The sequence below is a fragment of the Geodermatophilus sp. SYSU D01180 genome (genome assembly GCF_054050415.1).
This window is the reverse complement of sequence record NZ_JBJGZH010000010.1, coordinates 59278-74139: the sequence shown is the minus strand read 5'-3', so window position 1 is coordinate 74139 and position 14862 is coordinate 59278. Positions and strand designations below refer to the sequence as shown.

The 14862-nt window shown below is 74.8% G+C and carries 16 protein-coding genes; 8 read left to right on the top strand and 8 right to left on the bottom strand.

What is annotated here, in order from left to right; genetic code table 11:
* The first annotated feature begins 122 nt into the window (after nucleotides 1–122).
* From acs to ACI8AA_RS11495, 3 genes are all read left to right on the top strand, one after another.
* Nucleotides 123–2075: an acetate--CoA ligase gene (acs, locus tag ACI8AA_RS11505; protein WP_457044545.1), complete on the top strand. Its 1953-nt coding sequence runs from the start codon at nucleotides 123–125 to the stop codon at nucleotides 2073–2075.
* A 156-nt stretch (nucleotides 2076–2231) separates the two neighbouring features.
* Nucleotides 2232–2735 (top strand): phage holin family protein, encoded by a 504-nt coding sequence (locus tag ACI8AA_RS11500; RefSeq protein WP_457044544.1) that lies wholly within the window; start codon nucleotides 2232–2234, stop codon nucleotides 2733–2735.
* Between the two features lie 140 nt (nucleotides 2736–2875).
* Complete coding sequence (locus ACI8AA_RS11495; RefSeq protein ID WP_457044543.1) at nucleotides 2876–3676, top strand: alpha/beta fold hydrolase; 801 nt, start codon at nucleotides 2876–2878, stop codon at nucleotides 3674–3676.
* A gap of 93 nt (nucleotides 3677–3769) precedes the next feature.
* Here the strand turns inward: ACI8AA_RS11495 and ACI8AA_RS11490 are convergent, their stop codons facing one another.
* From ACI8AA_RS11490 to nth, 5 genes are read right to left on the bottom strand one after another with little or no spacing between them, the layout of a single operon-like run.
* Nucleotides 3770–4951 (bottom strand): MarP family serine protease, encoded by a 1182-nt coding sequence (locus ACI8AA_RS11490; protein ID WP_457044542.1) that lies wholly within the window; start codon nucleotides 4949–4951, stop codon nucleotides 3770–3772.
* A gap of 3 nt (nucleotides 4952–4954) precedes the next feature.
* The gene (locus ACI8AA_RS11485; protein ID WP_457044541.1) at nucleotides 4955–5422 is read right to left on the bottom strand and encodes a cupredoxin domain-containing protein; all 468 of its coding nucleotides are present in this window, start codon (nucleotides 5420–5422) and stop codon (nucleotides 4955–4957) included.
* Entirely contained in the window at nucleotides 5419–6189 is a 771-nt protein-coding gene (locus ACI8AA_RS11480; protein WP_457044540.1) for an NUDIX hydrolase, read from the bottom strand. Before ACI8AA_RS11480 ends, ACI8AA_RS11485 begins: the two co-directional genes overlap by 4 nt.
* On the bottom strand, nucleotides 6186–6773 hold the full coding sequence (locus tag ACI8AA_RS11475) for a TlpA family protein disulfide reductase (RefSeq protein WP_457044539.1): 588 nt from the start codon (nucleotides 6771–6773) through the stop codon (nucleotides 6186–6188). Before ACI8AA_RS11475 ends, ACI8AA_RS11480 begins: the two co-directional genes overlap by 4 nt.
* Nucleotides 6770–7552: an endonuclease III gene (nth, locus tag ACI8AA_RS11470; RefSeq protein WP_457044538.1), complete on the bottom strand. Its 783-nt coding sequence runs from the start codon at nucleotides 7550–7552 to the stop codon at nucleotides 6770–6772. Before nth ends, ACI8AA_RS11475 begins: the two co-directional genes overlap by 4 nt.
* Before the next feature lie 94 nt (nucleotides 7553–7646).
* Between nth and ACI8AA_RS11465 the strand changes: the two genes are divergently transcribed.
* Both ACI8AA_RS11465 and ACI8AA_RS11460 read left to right on the top strand, forming a co-directional pair.
* Nucleotides 7647–7886, top strand: coding sequence for a hypothetical protein (locus ACI8AA_RS11465; protein WP_456928388.1), 240 nt, complete (start codon nucleotides 7647–7649; stop codon nucleotides 7884–7886).
* A gap of 192 nt (nucleotides 7887–8078) precedes the next feature.
* Nucleotides 8079–8756: a Crp/Fnr family transcriptional regulator gene (locus tag ACI8AA_RS11460; protein ID WP_456928387.1), complete on the top strand. Its 678-nt coding sequence runs from the start codon at nucleotides 8079–8081 to the stop codon at nucleotides 8754–8756.
* A gap of 60 nt (nucleotides 8757–8816) precedes the next feature.
* Here ACI8AA_RS11460 and ACI8AA_RS11455 read toward each other — a convergent pair whose 3' ends face one another.
* The 3 genes from ACI8AA_RS11455 to ACI8AA_RS11445 are packed head-to-tail and all read right to left on the bottom strand — an operon-like array spanning nucleotide 8817 to nucleotide 10268.
* Nucleotides 8817–9608 carry an NUDIX hydrolase gene (locus tag ACI8AA_RS11455; protein ID WP_457044537.1) on the bottom strand — a complete coding sequence of 264 codons (792 nt, stop codon included), beginning with the start codon at nucleotides 9606–9608 and terminating at the stop codon, nucleotides 8817–8819.
* Nucleotides 9605–10084: a RidA family protein gene (locus ACI8AA_RS11450; protein WP_457044536.1), complete on the bottom strand. Its 480-nt coding sequence runs from the start codon at nucleotides 10082–10084 to the stop codon at nucleotides 9605–9607. The genes ACI8AA_RS11455 and ACI8AA_RS11450 overlap by 4 nt, the downstream gene beginning before the upstream one ends.
* Before the next feature lie 10 nt (nucleotides 10085–10094).
* On the bottom strand, nucleotides 10095–10268 hold the full coding sequence (locus tag ACI8AA_RS11445) for a hypothetical protein (RefSeq protein ID WP_456942940.1): 174 nt from the start codon (nucleotides 10266–10268) through the stop codon (nucleotides 10095–10097).
* 95 nt (nucleotides 10269–10363) lie between these two features.
* Here ACI8AA_RS11445 and ACI8AA_RS11440 point away from each other — a divergent pair, with 95 nt between their 5' ends.
* From ACI8AA_RS11440 to ACI8AA_RS11430, 3 genes are read left to right on the top strand one after another with little or no spacing between them, the layout of a single operon-like run.
* Nucleotides 10364–11353: an ArsA-related P-loop ATPase gene (locus ACI8AA_RS11440; RefSeq protein WP_457044535.1), complete on the top strand. Its 990-nt coding sequence runs from the start codon at nucleotides 10364–10366 to the stop codon at nucleotides 11351–11353.
* Complete coding sequence (locus ACI8AA_RS11435; protein ID WP_457044534.1) at nucleotides 11350–12582, top strand: ArsA family ATPase; 1233 nt, start codon at nucleotides 11350–11352, stop codon at nucleotides 12580–12582. Before ACI8AA_RS11440 ends, ACI8AA_RS11435 begins: the two co-directional genes overlap by 4 nt.
* Nucleotides 12583–12622: 40 nt before the next feature.
* The gene (locus ACI8AA_RS11430) at nucleotides 12623–14848 is read left to right on the top strand and encodes a transglycosylase domain-containing protein (protein ID WP_457044533.1); all 2226 of its coding nucleotides are present in this window, start codon (nucleotides 12623–12625) and stop codon (nucleotides 14846–14848) included.
* The last annotated feature ends 14 nt before the right edge of the window (nucleotides 14849–14862 follow it).

Below are 14862 nucleotides of genomic sequence, written 5' to 3'. Positions count from 1 at the left end.
GGCCCCAGTCTGCTGCAACGACGTTGCGGCCCCCGGCCCCGCGCGCCGCCCGGGCCCCTACGGTGTGTGCTGGGACACGCCGCCGGCACGGCGTGCGCAGCGACGAGACGGAGGGAGTGCACGTGAGCGAGTCGACCGGGTCGGAGGGCCGCCGGTTCCCGGCGCCGGAGCAGCTGGCCGCGTCCGCCAACGTGGGCCCGGACGTGTACGAGCAGGCCGAGGCCGACCGGCTGGCGTTCTGGGAGACCCAGGCGCGCCGGCTGAGCTGGGCGCAGGAGTGGGACGAGGTCCTCGACTGGACCAACCCGCCGTTCGCCAAGTGGTTCGTCGGCGGGAAGCTCAACGTCGCCTACAACTGCCTGGACCGGCACGTCGAGGCCGGCCACGGCGACCGGGTCGCCTACCACTGGGAGGGCGAGCCGGGCGACACCCGCACGATCACCTACGCCCAGCTCACCGAGGACGTCTGCCGCGCGGCCAACGCGCTGCTCGAGCTCGGCGTGCAGGCCGGCGACCGGGTCGCCATCTACATGCCGATGATCCCCGAGACGATCGTCGCGATGCTCGCCTGCGCCCGCATCGGCGCCGTCCACATGGTCGTCTTCGGCGGCTTCTCCGCCGACGCGCTGGCCAGCCGGATCACCGACGCCGGCGCCGTCCTGGTGATCACCGCCGACGGCGGCTACCGGCGGGGGGCGCCCAGCGCGCTCAAGCCCGCGGTCGACGACGCCGTCGGCCGCACCGAGGGCGTCCGCAACGTGCTGGTGGTCCGGCGGACCGAGCAGGACGTCGAGTGGACCGAGGGCCGCGACCTGTGGTGGCACGACGTCGTCGACCGGCAGTCGCCCGAGCACACGCCCGAGGCCTTCGACGCCGAGCACCCGCTCTACATCATGTACACGTCCGGGACGACGGCGAAGCCGAAGGGCATCCTGCACACCTCCGGCGGCTACCTCACCCAGGTCGCCTACACGCACTGGGCGACCTTCGACCTCAAGCCGGACACCGACGTCTACTGGACCGCCGCCGACGTCGGCTGGGTCACCGGCCACAGCTACATCGTGTACGGGCCGCTGGCCAACCGGGCGACGTCGGTGATGTACGAGGGCACCCCGGAGACCCCGCACCGCGGCCGCTGGTTCGAGCTGATCGAGAAGTACCGCGTCTCGATCCTCTACACCGCGCCGACGGTGATCCGGACCTTCATGAAGTGGGGCGAGGACATCCCCGCCGGCTTCGACCTCACCTCCCTGCGGGTGCTCGGCTCGGTCGGTGAGCCGATCAACCCCGAGGCGTGGCTCTGGTACCACCAGAACATCGGCGGCGGCCGCTGCCCGATCGTCGACACCTGGTGGCAGACCGAGACCGGAGCGCACATGATCACGCCGCTGCCCGGCGTCACCGACCTCAAGCCCGGCTCGGCGCAGACGCCGTTCCCCGGCATCTCGGCCAAGGTCGTCGACGACGAGGGCAACGAGCTCGGCGACGACACCACCGGCCTGCTGGTGCTCACCCAGCCCTGGCCGTCGATGCTGCGCACCATCTGGGGCGACGACGACCGCTACGTCGACACCTACTGGTCGCGGTTCGGCAAGGAGGTCTACTTCGCCGGCGACGGGGCCAAGAAGGACGCCGACGGCGACATCTGGCTGCTCGGCCGGGTCGACGACGTCATGAACGTGTCGGGCCACCGGATCTCCACCACGGAGGTCGAGTCCTCGCTGGTCGCCCACCCCGCCGTCGCCGAGGCCGCGGTCGTCGGGGCGTCGGACCCGACCACCGGGCAGGGCATCGTCGCGTTCGTCATCCTCCGCGGGTCGGCCCAGGACTCGGGTGAGGACCTGGTGCAGCAGCTGCGGACCCACGTGTCCAAGGACATCGGCCCGATCGCCAAGCCGCGCCAGATCATGGTCGTGCAGGAGCTGCCCAAGACCCGCTCGGGCAAGATCATGCGGCGGCTGCTGCGCGACGTGGCCGAGAACCGCGAGCTCGGCGACGTCACCACGCTCACCGACTCCTCGGTGATGAACCTGATCAAGGACAAGCTGCCGGCCACCAGCGGCTCCGAGGACTGAGACACCGGAGGTCCGCCCCGCGCCACGGCGCGGGGCGGACCTCCGGCGTCCCGGCCGCCCGATCGGGTTCCGGGTGCGTGATCCGGGCGGTCACGGGGCAAGATCCTCCCCAGGCCGTCCGCGGCCGTCCGCCAGTCCGACCAGGGAGGAGCCCCCGTGGCCCACAGCGCGTCGACCACCCAGCCCGCCGGGCGGCATGCCGTCAGCGCCGACCCCTCCGTGGGCGTGCTGGTGCAGAGCGCCATGGCCGACGTCTCCACGCTGATCCGCGGGGAGATCGAGCTGGCCAAGACCGAGATCGGCCGCTCGGCGAAGAAGGCCGGCATCAGCGGCGGGCTGTTCGCCGCCGCCGGCGTGCTCGTGGCCTTCGCCGGCATCTTCCTGTTCATCATGCTCGCCGAGCTCTTCACCTGGCTGGGCCTGCCCCGCTGGGTCTCCTACCTCATCGTCACGGCGGGCCTGCTGCTGATCGCCGGCCTCGTCGCGTTCATCGGCATGCGCATGATCAAGCGGATCGACAAGCCGGAGCGGACCCTGGAGTCGCTGCGCGAGCTGCCCGACGTCATGCACCGCGAGCAGCCGGGCCAGCGGCGCCGCGCGCTGCCGACGGTGAGCAACGGGCGCGTCGAGCGGCGCTCCCCCGACAGCTACCTGGTCTGAGCGTCGCGAGGTCCGGGGGCGCTCCTGCCGACGAGCGCCCCGACGCCACCAGCGTCCTGCTGCCCGGCTCCTGGATCCACCGCGACGTCTCCGCCAACGGCGTCCGGCTGCACCTGGCCGAGGCCGGCGAGGGCCCGCTGGTGCTCCTGCTGCACGGCTTCCCGCAGTTCTGGTGGACCTGGCGCGCGCAGCTGCCGGTCCTCGCCGCCGCCGGCTTCCGGGCGGTCGCGCCGGACCTGCGCGGCTACGGCGCCAGCGACAAGCCGCCGCGCGGCTACGACCTGCCGACGGCGGCCGGCGACGTCGCGGCGCTGGTCCGCGCGCTCGGCGAGCGGGACGCCGTCGTCGTCGGGCACGACTGGGGAGGGCTGGTCGCCTGGACGATGGCCGCCCTGCACCCGCGCAGCGTGCGCCGCCTCGTCGTCGTCTCGATGGCCCACCCGCGGCTGCTGCGCGCCGGTCTGCGCGACCCCGCCCAGCGGCGGGCGCTGCGGCACGTGCTGGGCTTCCAGGTGCCGCGGCTGCCCGAGCGGCGGCTGACCCGCACCGACGACGACCCGGTCGCCGAGTTCCTGCGCAACTGGGCCGGGCGGGACTGGACGCACACCGCCGACTTCGCCGAGGCCGTCGAGCGGTACCGGTCGGCGGCGCGGATCCCGCAGGCGGCCTACGGCTCGATGGAGTACTTCCGCTGGGCCGGTCGCTCCCAGCTGCGGCCCGACGGGCTGCGCTACGCCCGCCGCATGGCCGCGCCGGTCACCGCGCCGACCCTGCAGCTGCACGGCGACGCCGACCCGCTGGTGCTGCCGCGGACCGCCCGCGGCTCGGGCCGCTACGTGGCCGGCGCCTACGAGTGGCGCGAGCTCCCCGGCATCGGCCACTTCCCGCCCGAGGAGGCCGCCCCCGAGGTCACGACGGCGATCACCGACTGGGCCACGTGACGTCCTGGAACGGCCTCCGGTGACGTGCTGGAACGGCCTCCCCGCAGGGACCCGCCACGAGCGGAGCGAGTGGTGGGGGGCGGGGAGGTCCTTCTACTCGCAGGGGCCGGTGTCCACCTCGGCGGTGGCGGTGGCGCCGGCGGTGGCGGCGGGCGCGACCTGCTGGGCGGTGAGCGCGTAGCCGGTGGCGGGGTCGTCGATCGCCGAGGCGAACACGACGCCGAGGACCTGCCCGGCCGGGTCGAACAGCGGACCGCCGGAGTTGCCGGCGCGCACCTCGCCGTAGAGCGCGTAGACGTCGCGCTGCACGGTGCGGGTGTTGCGGAAGTCCGGGCCGCTGATCGGGCCCTCGTCGCGCACCCGGGCCGGGCCGATGAACAGCTCCCCGCCGCCCGGGTAGCCCATGATGATCGCGTCGTCCCCGGTGCCCGCGACCTCCGGGGCGAAGGCCAGCGGCACCTGCGGGAGGTCCGGGACGGCGAGCACCGCGACGTCGACCTCCTCGTCGACGTACACCGGCGTCGCCTCGTACTCCTCGCCCTCGGCCTCGACGACGGGGGCGTCCACGCCGGCGAGCACGTGCGCGTTGGTCATCACCCGGCCGGGCGCGTAGACGAACCCGGAGCCGTCGATCTGCCGAGAGCACGACGGCGCGATGCCGCTGATCTTCACGACCGACCCCTGCACCTGCCCGACGACCGGGCTCGCGGCCAGCGTCGCGTCCGGCGCCTCGACCTCGCGCGCCTGGGTGGGCGTGAGCGGGTCCAGGACGTCGGGCAGCCCGCGCCGGTCGATCGCCTCGCGCAGCGAGTCGTACACCGCCCGGACGCCGTCGGGCACCGCCCGGTCCACCGCCTGCACCAGCGCCGACTTGCGCACCTGCCCGGCCAGCCCCGGGAACGGCGCGGTGGCCAGCGGGGTGGCGACCATCCACGCCACGAGCAGCACCGCGATCGCCGACACCACGGCCCCGGCGACCGAGTCGAGCACCTCCGCCGGCTCCCAGGTGACCCGGCGGCGCACCGCCCGCCCGATCGCGCCGGCCAGCACCTGCCCGAGCAGCGCCCCCGCCAGGACGACGACGAGCGCGGCGAACACCCGGGTGACCGGTGAGCCGTCGAGCCGGTCGGCGACCGGCCCGGACAGCTGGGCGCCGAGCACGGCGCCGCCGAGGAAGCCGAGGAACGAGGTGGCCGACACCAGCAGCCCCTGCCGGAAGCCGGAGAAGGCGAAGACCAGGGCCAGCGCGATGAGGACGAGGTCGACCAGCGACATGGGTCAGCCGCGCACCGTCATGACGCCGGTCTGGCCCAGCTGGACGTGGAAGCTGCACTCGAACGGGTGGTCGCCGGGGGCGGTGACCTCGAACTCGATGGTCTCCGTCGCCCCCGCGGCCAGCAGCGGGATCTCCTCGGGGATCTCCTCGACGCCGGCGCCGGGCGTGAAGCGGAAGTTGTGGGTGGCCTGGGTGGCGGTGCTCTGCACGGTCAGCCGGACCCGGCCGGGCGCCACGGTGAAGGTGTCGGGGACGAACACGTAGTCGTCCGGCGTCTGGATGGTGACCTCCTGGACGCCGTCCTCGGCCGTGGTGACCGTGCCGAGCGACGCGTCGGGGTTCGGCTGCGCCGTGGCACCGCCACCGCCACCGCCGCCGTCGTCGCCGGAGCCGCAGCCGGTCAGCACCCCGGCCGCCAGCGCCGCGCCGGTCAGCGCCGCGGGGAGGCGGCGCGTCCAGATCCTGCTCATCGCCGCGGAACCGTACTTGTCGCGGCGTCCCCGGTGGCGCCGTCGGCCACCGTCGGCGCGGCGGCGTCCTCGGCGCCGCCCTCCCCCAGCGACCCGGGCGCGGCCGCCGGCCGTGCACCGGCCGCCGCCAGCGGGCGCACGTCGTGGGCGTCCCACGGCCGCGCGAGGCCCGCGGCCTCGAGGACGGCGTCGAGCAGCGCCGCGGTGAAGCCCCACACGACCATCCCGGCGACGCCGAACGCCGGGCCGACGTACCCCGCCGGGTGCCGCACGCGGAACCGGTTGGCCGGGTCGGTGAGGTCGGCCAGCGGCACCCGGGCCACCCGGGCCACCTCCCGCGGGTCGCCGACCGCGACGTCGCGGGGGTCGTCCCACCAGGCCACGACCGGGACGACGAGGTTGTCCGACGGCCCGAGGAACAGCTCGGGCAGCGTGGCGAGCACCCGGACGCCGGCCGGGTCGACGCCGGCCTCCTCGTGCGCCTCCCGCAGCGCGGTGGCCACCGGGTAGTCCTCCCCCGGGTCGGCGCCGCCTCCGGGGAAGGCCGGCTGCCCGGCGTGTGTGCGCAGCCGCGCGGACTTCTCGATGAGCAGGACGTCGGCGCCGCGCGGGCCCTCGCCGAAGAGGATGAGCACCGCCGACCGGCGCGCGGTGTCGGTGGCCGCCTGCATCCGGTGCCGCAGCGGGAGGTCGGCCGCCGCGGTCACCAGCCGCAGCAGGTAGTCCGGCAGGCCGGAGGTGTCGGCGCCGGGCAGGAGCCCGGTCACAGCTGCACCCCGAGGTGCTCGGCGACCAGGCCGCGCAGCTCGTCGAGGGACTCGACGGCGCCGGTCCGGACGAAGGCCACCGACCCGTCGGCGGCGAGGAACACCGTGTGCGGGAGGCCCCGCAGCCCGAGCGCCGCGGCGACGTCGCCGTGCCCGTCGAACGCGCCGGGGACGGTCACACCGGCGTCCTCCGCGAAGGACGCCGCCTGCGGGACGCCGTCCTGGCTGATCACGCCGACGACCCGGACGCGGTCGCCGGCGGCGTCGGCGAGCTGCTGCACCAGCGGCAGCTCCTCCCGGCACGGGCCGCACCAGCTGGCCCACAGGTTGAGCACGGTGGGCACGCCCGGGGCGCGGCCGAGGTCGAGGGTGCCGCCGCTGAAGCACTCGATGGGCGCGACGCCCGACAGGTCGCTGCCGGCGGCCGGCTCGTCGGGCTGCTCCGGGCAGGCCGCCAGGTCCGTCCGCGTCCCCGCGACGGTGGCCCGCTCGGGCGCCTCGGGCTCGTCGGCCGAGGCGGTGCAGGACGACAGCAGCAGCCCGAGGCCGAGCAGCAGCGCGGCCGCACGCCGCCCGGCGCTCACTCGGTGTCCGACGCCGCGGGCGTCTTGACCAGCTTCGTCGCCGCCTCGGGGTCGGTGGGGCCGATGCCGTAGGACGGGCACCAGCGGGCCAGCCCGCACGCCCCGCAGGCGGCCTTCTTGGCGTGGCAGACGCGCCGGCCGTGGAAGATCACGCGGTGGCTGAACATGGTCCAGTCGCGCTTGGGGACCAGCTCGGCGATCTCGGCCTCGACCTTGACGGGGTCCTCCTCGGCGGTCCAGCCGAAGCGGCGGACCAGCCGGCCGAAGTGGGTGTCGACGGTCAGCCCCGGGACGCCGAAGGCGTTGCCGAGGACGACGTTCGCCGTCTTGCGGCCCACGCCGGGCAGCGTGACCAGGTCGGCCATGCGGCCGGGCACCTCGCCGTCGAAGCGCTCGACCAGCGCCTGCGCGAGGCCCAGCACCGAGTTGGCCTTGGCGCGGAAGAAGCCGGTGGGCTTGAGGATCGCCTCGAGGTCGGCCCGGTCGGCCCCGGCGAGCGCCACGGCGTCGGGGTACGCCGCGAACAGCGCCGGCGTGACCTTGTTCACGGTCTTGTCGGTGGTCTGCGCCGAGAGCACGGTGGCCACGAGGAGCTCGAAGGCGTTGGTGAAGTCGAGCTCGCAGTGCGCGTCGGGGTGGATGACGGCCAGCTCACGGGCCATCCGGCGGGCGCGGCGGGTGCGGGCCAGCGGCGTCTCGTCCGGGTCGAAGGGCACGGCGGCCGGACGGCGGGCGGGAGCACGGCGCGCGGCGGGGCGCGCGTAGGCCGGCGTGGACACGCGGTCGAGGGTAGGCGTCACCGGCGACACCCTCCGGGCCGTGCCACCATGGCTGCACTGGCCCGCTCAGCAGCGACCGGACCCGGGAGGTGACGTGGTCGCGCTCATCGTCATCCTCTTCCCCCCGATGGTCATCGCGTTCCTGCTGGTCATGGAGCGCGTGGAGGAGCCCCTGCGCCGCCCGACGTCGCCGCGCGAGGTGGCCGAGTTCCTCGAGTCGGCGACCCCCGGCGAGGTGGACACGCTGGCCGCCTCGGGCATCCGCCGGGCGATGGCCCGCTGGCGCCGCCGTCGCCGGTCGCGGGTCCGCCAGAGCACCGAGACGCTGGTCTGACGAAGGCCCCCACGCCTCGCGAGCCCGGCGCGGGCCCCTGCAGGGTGGCCGCCGCGAGGGGCCGACTCACCCCGCGGGGGCACCCCGTGCGTCTCCGAACGGGTGACCGTGCGCACAGCCGCCTAGACTCCGTGTGGATGCGGGGCCCACGCCCCGCAGGTCGAACGCGGAACGGTGGGGTGGAGAGAAATCGTGGTGGACGAGGTGCTGGCCCAGTCGGGGCTCTTCCAGGGACTCTCGGAGGACGCCGTCGACCCCGTCGCCAGCCGTCTGGAGACGATCACCCTGCCCCGCGGTCGGGTCGTGTTCAACGAGGGTGAGCCGGGCGACAGCCTCTACATCGTGCTGAGCGGCAAGATCAAGCTGTCCCGGCGCTCCCCCGACGGCCGCGAGAACGTGCTGGCCGTCATGGGCCCCTCCGACCAGTTCGGCGAGCTGTCGGTGTTCGACCCCGGCCCGCGCACGGCCACGGCCACCGCGGTCACCGACGTCAAGCTGGCCAAGATGCCGCAGTCGGTGCTGCGCCCGTGGATCGAGGCGCACCCCGAGGTCGGCGAGCGGCTGCTGCACGTGCTCGCCCGCCGGCTGCGCCGCACCAACGACTCGGTGGCCGACCTGATCTTCACCGACGTCCCCGGCCGGGTGGCCAAGGCGCTGCTGCAGATGGCCGACCGGTTCGGCAGCCGCGAGTCCGACGGCCTGCGGGTCAAGCACGACCTCACGCAGGAGGAGCTGGCCCAGCTGGTCGGCGCCTCGCGCGAGACGGTCAACAAGGCGCTGGCCGACTTCGTGCACCGCGGCTGGATCCAGCTGCAGGGCAAGTCGGTCGTCGTCCTCGACGAGGACCGCCTCCGCCGCCGCGCGCGCTGACGCGTCCGAACGCGAGAGGCCCAGGACCCGGCGGGTCCTGGGCCTCTCGCGTTCACCGCCTCACGAGGGGAGCGGCACCACGAGGCCGATGCGGGTGCCGTCGGGGAGCTCGGCGAAGCGCCCCTCGGGCGTGGTCCGCAGCTCGGGCATGATCGGGTGCAGCGGCTCCGGCGGGGACCCGGCCAGCGCGGCGGCCACGTCCGGGAAGGCCGACAGCTGGCGCAGCGTGTGGATCGTCGGCGGCAGCATCGGCCGGGTGCCGGCCCGCATCTCGGTCAGCGCGGCCTCCGGCGTCAGCCAGCTGGCCTCGTCGGCCTCGCCGGAGACGTCGCGGGCCTCCTGCCCCACCGGCAGCGCCGCGACGAAGAAGCGGGTGTCGTAGCGGCGGGTCTCCTGCGGCGGGGTGATCCAGTGCGCGAACGGCCGCAGCAGGTCCGCCCGCAGCGCCAGCCCGCGCTCGGCCAGCAGCCCGGCCAGCGACAGCTCGCGGGTGAGCAGCGCCTGCCGCTGGGCCTCCCAGTCGTCCCCGGACACGTCCGGCACGACGTCGCTGCCGTCGGGCGAGCCGGCCAGCAGGACGCCGGCCTCCTCGAAGGTCTCGCGGACGGCGGCGCACACCAGCTCCCGCGCCACCCGCTCGTCGCAGCCGAGCGCCTGAGCCCACTCGGCGGGCGGCGGCCCGGCCCAGGCGACGGCGGTGTCGCCGTCGCGCGGGTCCACCCCGCCGCCGGGGTAGGCGGTCATCCCCCCGGCGAAGGGCATCCCGCGGGTGCGGCGCAGCAGGTGGACCTCGAGCCCCTCCGCGCCGTCGCGGAGCAGCAGGACCGTCGCCGCCGGGCGGATCGCCGTCATCCGCGCAGTTCGACCGTCAGCTCGATCTCCACCGGCGCGCCCAGCGGCAGCTCGGCCACGCCGACCGCGCTGCGGGCGTGCCGGCCGGCGTCGCCGAAGACCTTCCCGAGCAGCTCGCTGGCGCCGTTGACCACCCGCGGCTGGCCGCTGAAGCCCTCCGCGCTGGCCACGTAGCCGACGACGCGCACGATCCGGGCCACCTGGTCCAGGCCGACCAGCTCGTCGACGGCGGCCAGCGCGTTGAGGGCGCACAGCTTGGCGTCGGCGGCGGCGTCCTCGGGGTCGACCGAGCCGCCCACCTTGCCGGTGCGCCGCAGCCCGCCGTCGACGAACGGCAGCTGACCGGAGGTGAACACCAGGGCCCCGGTGCGCACGGCCGGCACGTAGGAGGCGACCGGCGCGGCCACCGGGGGCAGCCGGATGCCCAGTTCGCGCAGCCGCGCGTGCCAGCTCTGGGCCTGCATCCCCTGCGTCATGGCCGCCGCCTCAGTCCAGCGGGCGCTTGAGGTAGGCGACCGGCTGCTCGGGGCCGGTCGGGCCGGGCAGCACCGTCACCAGCTCCCACCCGTCGGTCCCCCACGAGTCGAGGATCGCCTTGGTGTTGTGGATGAGCAGCGGGATGGTGGCGTACTCCCACCTGCGGCGGGCCGGGTCACTCATGAGGGACGACGCTAGCGCAGCGCCGGCGGCCCGGCGGCGGGTGCGCTGCGGCCGCGGCGGGCCGCGATCCCCGGAGTGCTCCTAGGCTGGTCAGGGTGAGCCCCGACTTCCCCGTGCGCTGCCACGTCGTCACCGGGAAGGGCGGGACCGGCAAGACCACCGTCGCCGCCGCCCTGGCCCTGGCCCTGGCGTCCGAGGGCCGCACCGTCCTGCTCGTCGAGTGCGAGGGCCGCCAGGGCATCGCCCAGCTCTTCGACACCCCACCGCTGCCCTACGAGGAGCGCCGGGTCGCGGTCACCCGCCACGGCGGGGAGGTGCGGGCCCTCGCGATCGACGTCGAGGAGGCCCTGCTCGAGTACCTCGAGATGTTCTACAACCTCCGCCGCGCGGGCCGGGCGCTGCGCAAGATGGGCGCCGTCGACTTCGCGACGACGATCGCCCCGGGCCTGCGCGACGTCCTGATCACCGGCAAGATCAAGGAGGCGGTGACCCGGCGCAAGGACGGCCGGCGGGTCTACGACGCGGTCGTCGTCGACGCCCCGCCGACCGGGCGGATCACCAAGTTCCTCAACGTGACCAACGAGATGGCGGGCCTGGCGCGCTCCGGCCCGATCAAGACCCAGAGCGACGGCGTCATGGCGGTGCTGCGCTCTCCGCAGACGGCGGTGCACCTGGTGACCCTGCTCGAGGACATGCCGGTGCAGGAGACCGCCGACGCCATCGCCGAGCTCACCGAGGCCAAGCTGCCCGTCGGCTCGGTGATCGTGAACATGGCCACCGAGCCGGTGCTGCCCGAGCCGGCGCTGGTGCGGGCCGCCGAGGGCGCGGTCACCGGCGCCGACCTGGTGCCCGGGCTGACCGCCGCGGGCCTGCCCGCCGACCCCGCGCTGGCCGACGCGCTGGCCGCGGAGGCGGTCGAGCACGCGCAGCGGTGGGCGGCGCAGGACGCGCTGCGCGCCCGGGTGGAGTCCTTCGACCGGCCGACGGTCGAGCTGCCGCTGCTGCCCGGCCCGATGGACCTCGGCTGCCTGTTCGAGCTGGCCGACCGGCTCGAGGAGCACCTCGGCGCGGAGGTGGCGGCGTGAGCGCCGCGCGCGCCGCCGCGTCGCCGGCGGCCGACCGGCACGCGCCCCCGATGGACCTCGCCGCCCTCATCGAGGACCGCCGGACCCGGATCGTCGTCTGCTGCGGCTCCGGCGGGGTCGGCAAGACGACGACGTCGGCCGCGCTCGGCCTGGCCGCCGCGGAGGCCGGCCGCCGCGTCGTCGTCCTGACCATCGACCCGGCCCGCCGGCTGGCGCAGTCGCTGGGCCTGGTGGAGCTGGACAACGAGCCGCGGCGGGTCGACGTCCCGGGGGCCGCGGGCGAGCTCCACGCGATGATGCTGGACATGAAGCGGACGTTCGACGACATCGTGTCCGCGCACTCGACGCCCGAGCGGGCCGAGCAGATCCTGGCCAACCCCTTCTACCAGACCCTGTCCTCGTCGTTCTCCGGGACGCAGGAGTACATGGCGATGGAGAAGCTGGGCCAGCTGCGGGCGGCCGACACCTGGGACCTGATCGTCGTCGACACACCGCCGTCCCGGTCGGCGCTGGACTTCCTCGACGCGCCCAACAAGATGAGCCGGTTCCTCGACGGCACGATGATCCGGCTGCTCACCGCGCCGGCCCGCGCCGGCGGCCGGGCCGGGCTGCGGGTCGCCGGCGCCGGACTGATGTTCTTCAGCCGGATCATCAGCAAGGTCCTCGGCGGCCAGCTGCTGCGCGACATCTCCGCGTTCGTCACCGCGCTGGACACCATGTTCGGCGGCTTCCGCGAGCGGGCCACCGCCACCTACGAGCTGCTGCGCCGCCCGGGCACGTGGTTCGTCGTCGTCGCGACCCCGGAGCCGGACGCGCTGCGCGAGGCCTCCTACTTCGTCGACCGGCTCTCGGCCGAGGGGATGCCGCTGGCCGGGCTGGTGCTCAACCGCACCCACCCGCCGGCGAGCACGCGGCTGTCGGCCACCCGCGCCGAGGCGGCCGCCGAGGCCGCCGCGGAGAACGGGGACGGCGACCCGGCCGCGGCGCTGGCCGCCGGCGCCCTGCGGGTGCACGCCGAGCGGATGACCGTGGCCGCGCGCGAGCAGCGGCTGGCCGACCGGTTCACCAGTGCCCACCCGGAGGTGGCGATGCGGGCGGTCCCGGCGGCCGCCGGCGACGTCCACGACCTCGACGGGCTGCGCAGCATGGCCGAGGCGCTGACCGGTCCCGACGACGACACGCCGACGGGCGTACCGCGCACCCGCGTGCTGCCCGCGCGCCGCGCCTGATCACCCGTCCGGGCGACGCCGGGCCCGTACATTGGCAGCGATGTCTGCTGCCTCCCGCGCCCGAGTCCTGGGCAAGCTCGTCGCGATGATCGTCGTGGCCGGCGCGCTCGTCGCCGGCCTGCTCTTCCCGCTCGTCGGCGGCAGCGGGCTGGTCGCGCGCAACTCCGCGTCCCTGCTCGACGCGCTGCCGGTGGAGCTCACCGACGCGACCCCCGCGGGCAACTCCCGCGTGCTCGCCGCCGACGGCTCGCTGATCACCAACTTCTACGCCCACAACCGCACGGTGGTGGCGTCCGACCAGATCGCCGACGTGATGAAGCAGGCGCTGGTCGACATCGAGGACTCGCGCTTCTACGACCACAACGGCCTGGACGTGCAGGGCACGCTGCGTGCCGCGGTGACCAACGTGGCCGCGGGCTCGGTGCAGGAGGGCGGCTCGACGATCACCCAGCAGCTGGTCAAGCAGACCCTGCTGGAGACCGCCGACAGCGCCGAGGAGCGGCAGGAGGCCATCGAGCAGGACGGCGTCGAGGGCCTGTCCCGCAAGCTGCGCGAGGCCCGGCTGGCCCTGGCGCTGGAGGAGACCTACTCCAAGGACGAGATCCTCACCCGCTACCTCAACATCGTGTACTTCGGGCAGGGCGCCTACGGCATCCAGGCCGCCGCCCAGAAGTACTTCAGCGTCAACGCCGCCGACCTGACCCTCCCCCAGGCGGCGATGCTCGCCGGGCTGGTGCAGAGCCCCACCAACGACGACCCGATCACCCAGCCGGAGAACGGCCAGACCCGCCGCAACCAGGTCCTGCAGCGGATGTTCGACCTCGGCCACCTCGACGGGACGACCGAGGAGCAGCTCGCCGCGCTCATGGCCGAGCCGGTGCAGGTGGCGCCGGGCATCAGCCCGCCCAACGGCTGCATCGACGCCGCGATCGGCGGGTTCTTCTGCGCCTTCATGCAGCAGTACCTGACCCAGGTGCTCGGCATCAGCCAGGAGCAGCTGGACAACGGCGGCCTGACCATCCAGACGACGCTGAACCCGCAGCTGCAGACCCTCGGCGACCAGGCGGTCCTCAACACGCTGCCGATGGGCGCCCAGCTCGCCGGCATGTTCACCGCCGTGCAGCCGGGCACCGGCGCCGTCCTGGCGATGAGCGTCAACCGGCAGTACGGCTGCGCGGACCCGCAGTGCGAGTCCGTCGTCCTGCACACGGCGGCCAGCAAGGGCTCCGGCTCGACCTACAAGGTGTTCACCGCCGCCGCGGCGCTGGAGGCCGGCATCCCGGCCAGCACCGTGATCAGCACGCCGGGCAACCAGTACACCTCGCGGGTCTTCCGCGGCCCCTCCTGCGGCGGCGACCGGTCCCGGTCGACCGGCATGTACTGCGTCGAGAACGCCGGCAACTACCCCGACACCCTCGACATGGTCGGCGCGCTGGTCCGCTCGTCGAACACCTACTTCCTCGCGCTGGAGGACCGGCTGGGCAGCGTCGAGGGCCCGGTGCGCATGGCCGAGCGGATGGGCATGAGCTTCGACCAGCCCACCCAGAACTCCGCCGACGAGATCATCGACGGCAACTTCGGCTCGTTCACGCTCGGCGCCGAGGCCACCAGCCCGCTGGACCTGGTCACCGCCTACTCCACGCTGGCCGCGCAGGGCACCCAGTGCGACCCGATCCCGGTGGTCCAGGTGTTCGACCGCGCCGGCCAGCCGCTCACCGGCGACGACGGCCGGCCCGTGGTCCGCGGCGACCAGTGCACGCCGAACGCGATCCCGGCGAACATCGCCAACACGCTGGCCAACATCCTGGTCGGCGACACCGCCAACCCCGAGGGCACCGGCACCCGGGCCGCCATCCCGGGTCACGCGATCGCCGGCAAGACCGGTACCGCGCAGGGCCGGGACTCGGTGGCCTTCGTCGGCGTCATGCCCGAGTACGCGGCCAGCGTCATGGTGTTCAACCCCAAGGAGCAGCAGGACGTCGGCGGCTACGGCGGCAACATGCCGGCCACCATCTGGCACGACGCCTTCGCGCCCTTCCTCGCCGACAAGCCCACCTCGGCGTTCCCGCCGGCCGACCCGGCGCTGCTGCAGGGGCAGCCGGCGCCCGCCCCGCCGGCGCCGAGCACCCCCGCGCCCACCCCCGACCAGGGGACGACGCCGGACCAGGGCGACGCCGGCCAGGGCAACGGCGACCAGGGCAACGCGAACGGCTGGCCCGGCGGCGGCAACTGGGGCGGCGGCAACGGAGGCCCGGGGGGCAACTGAGCCCTCGCCGGGCG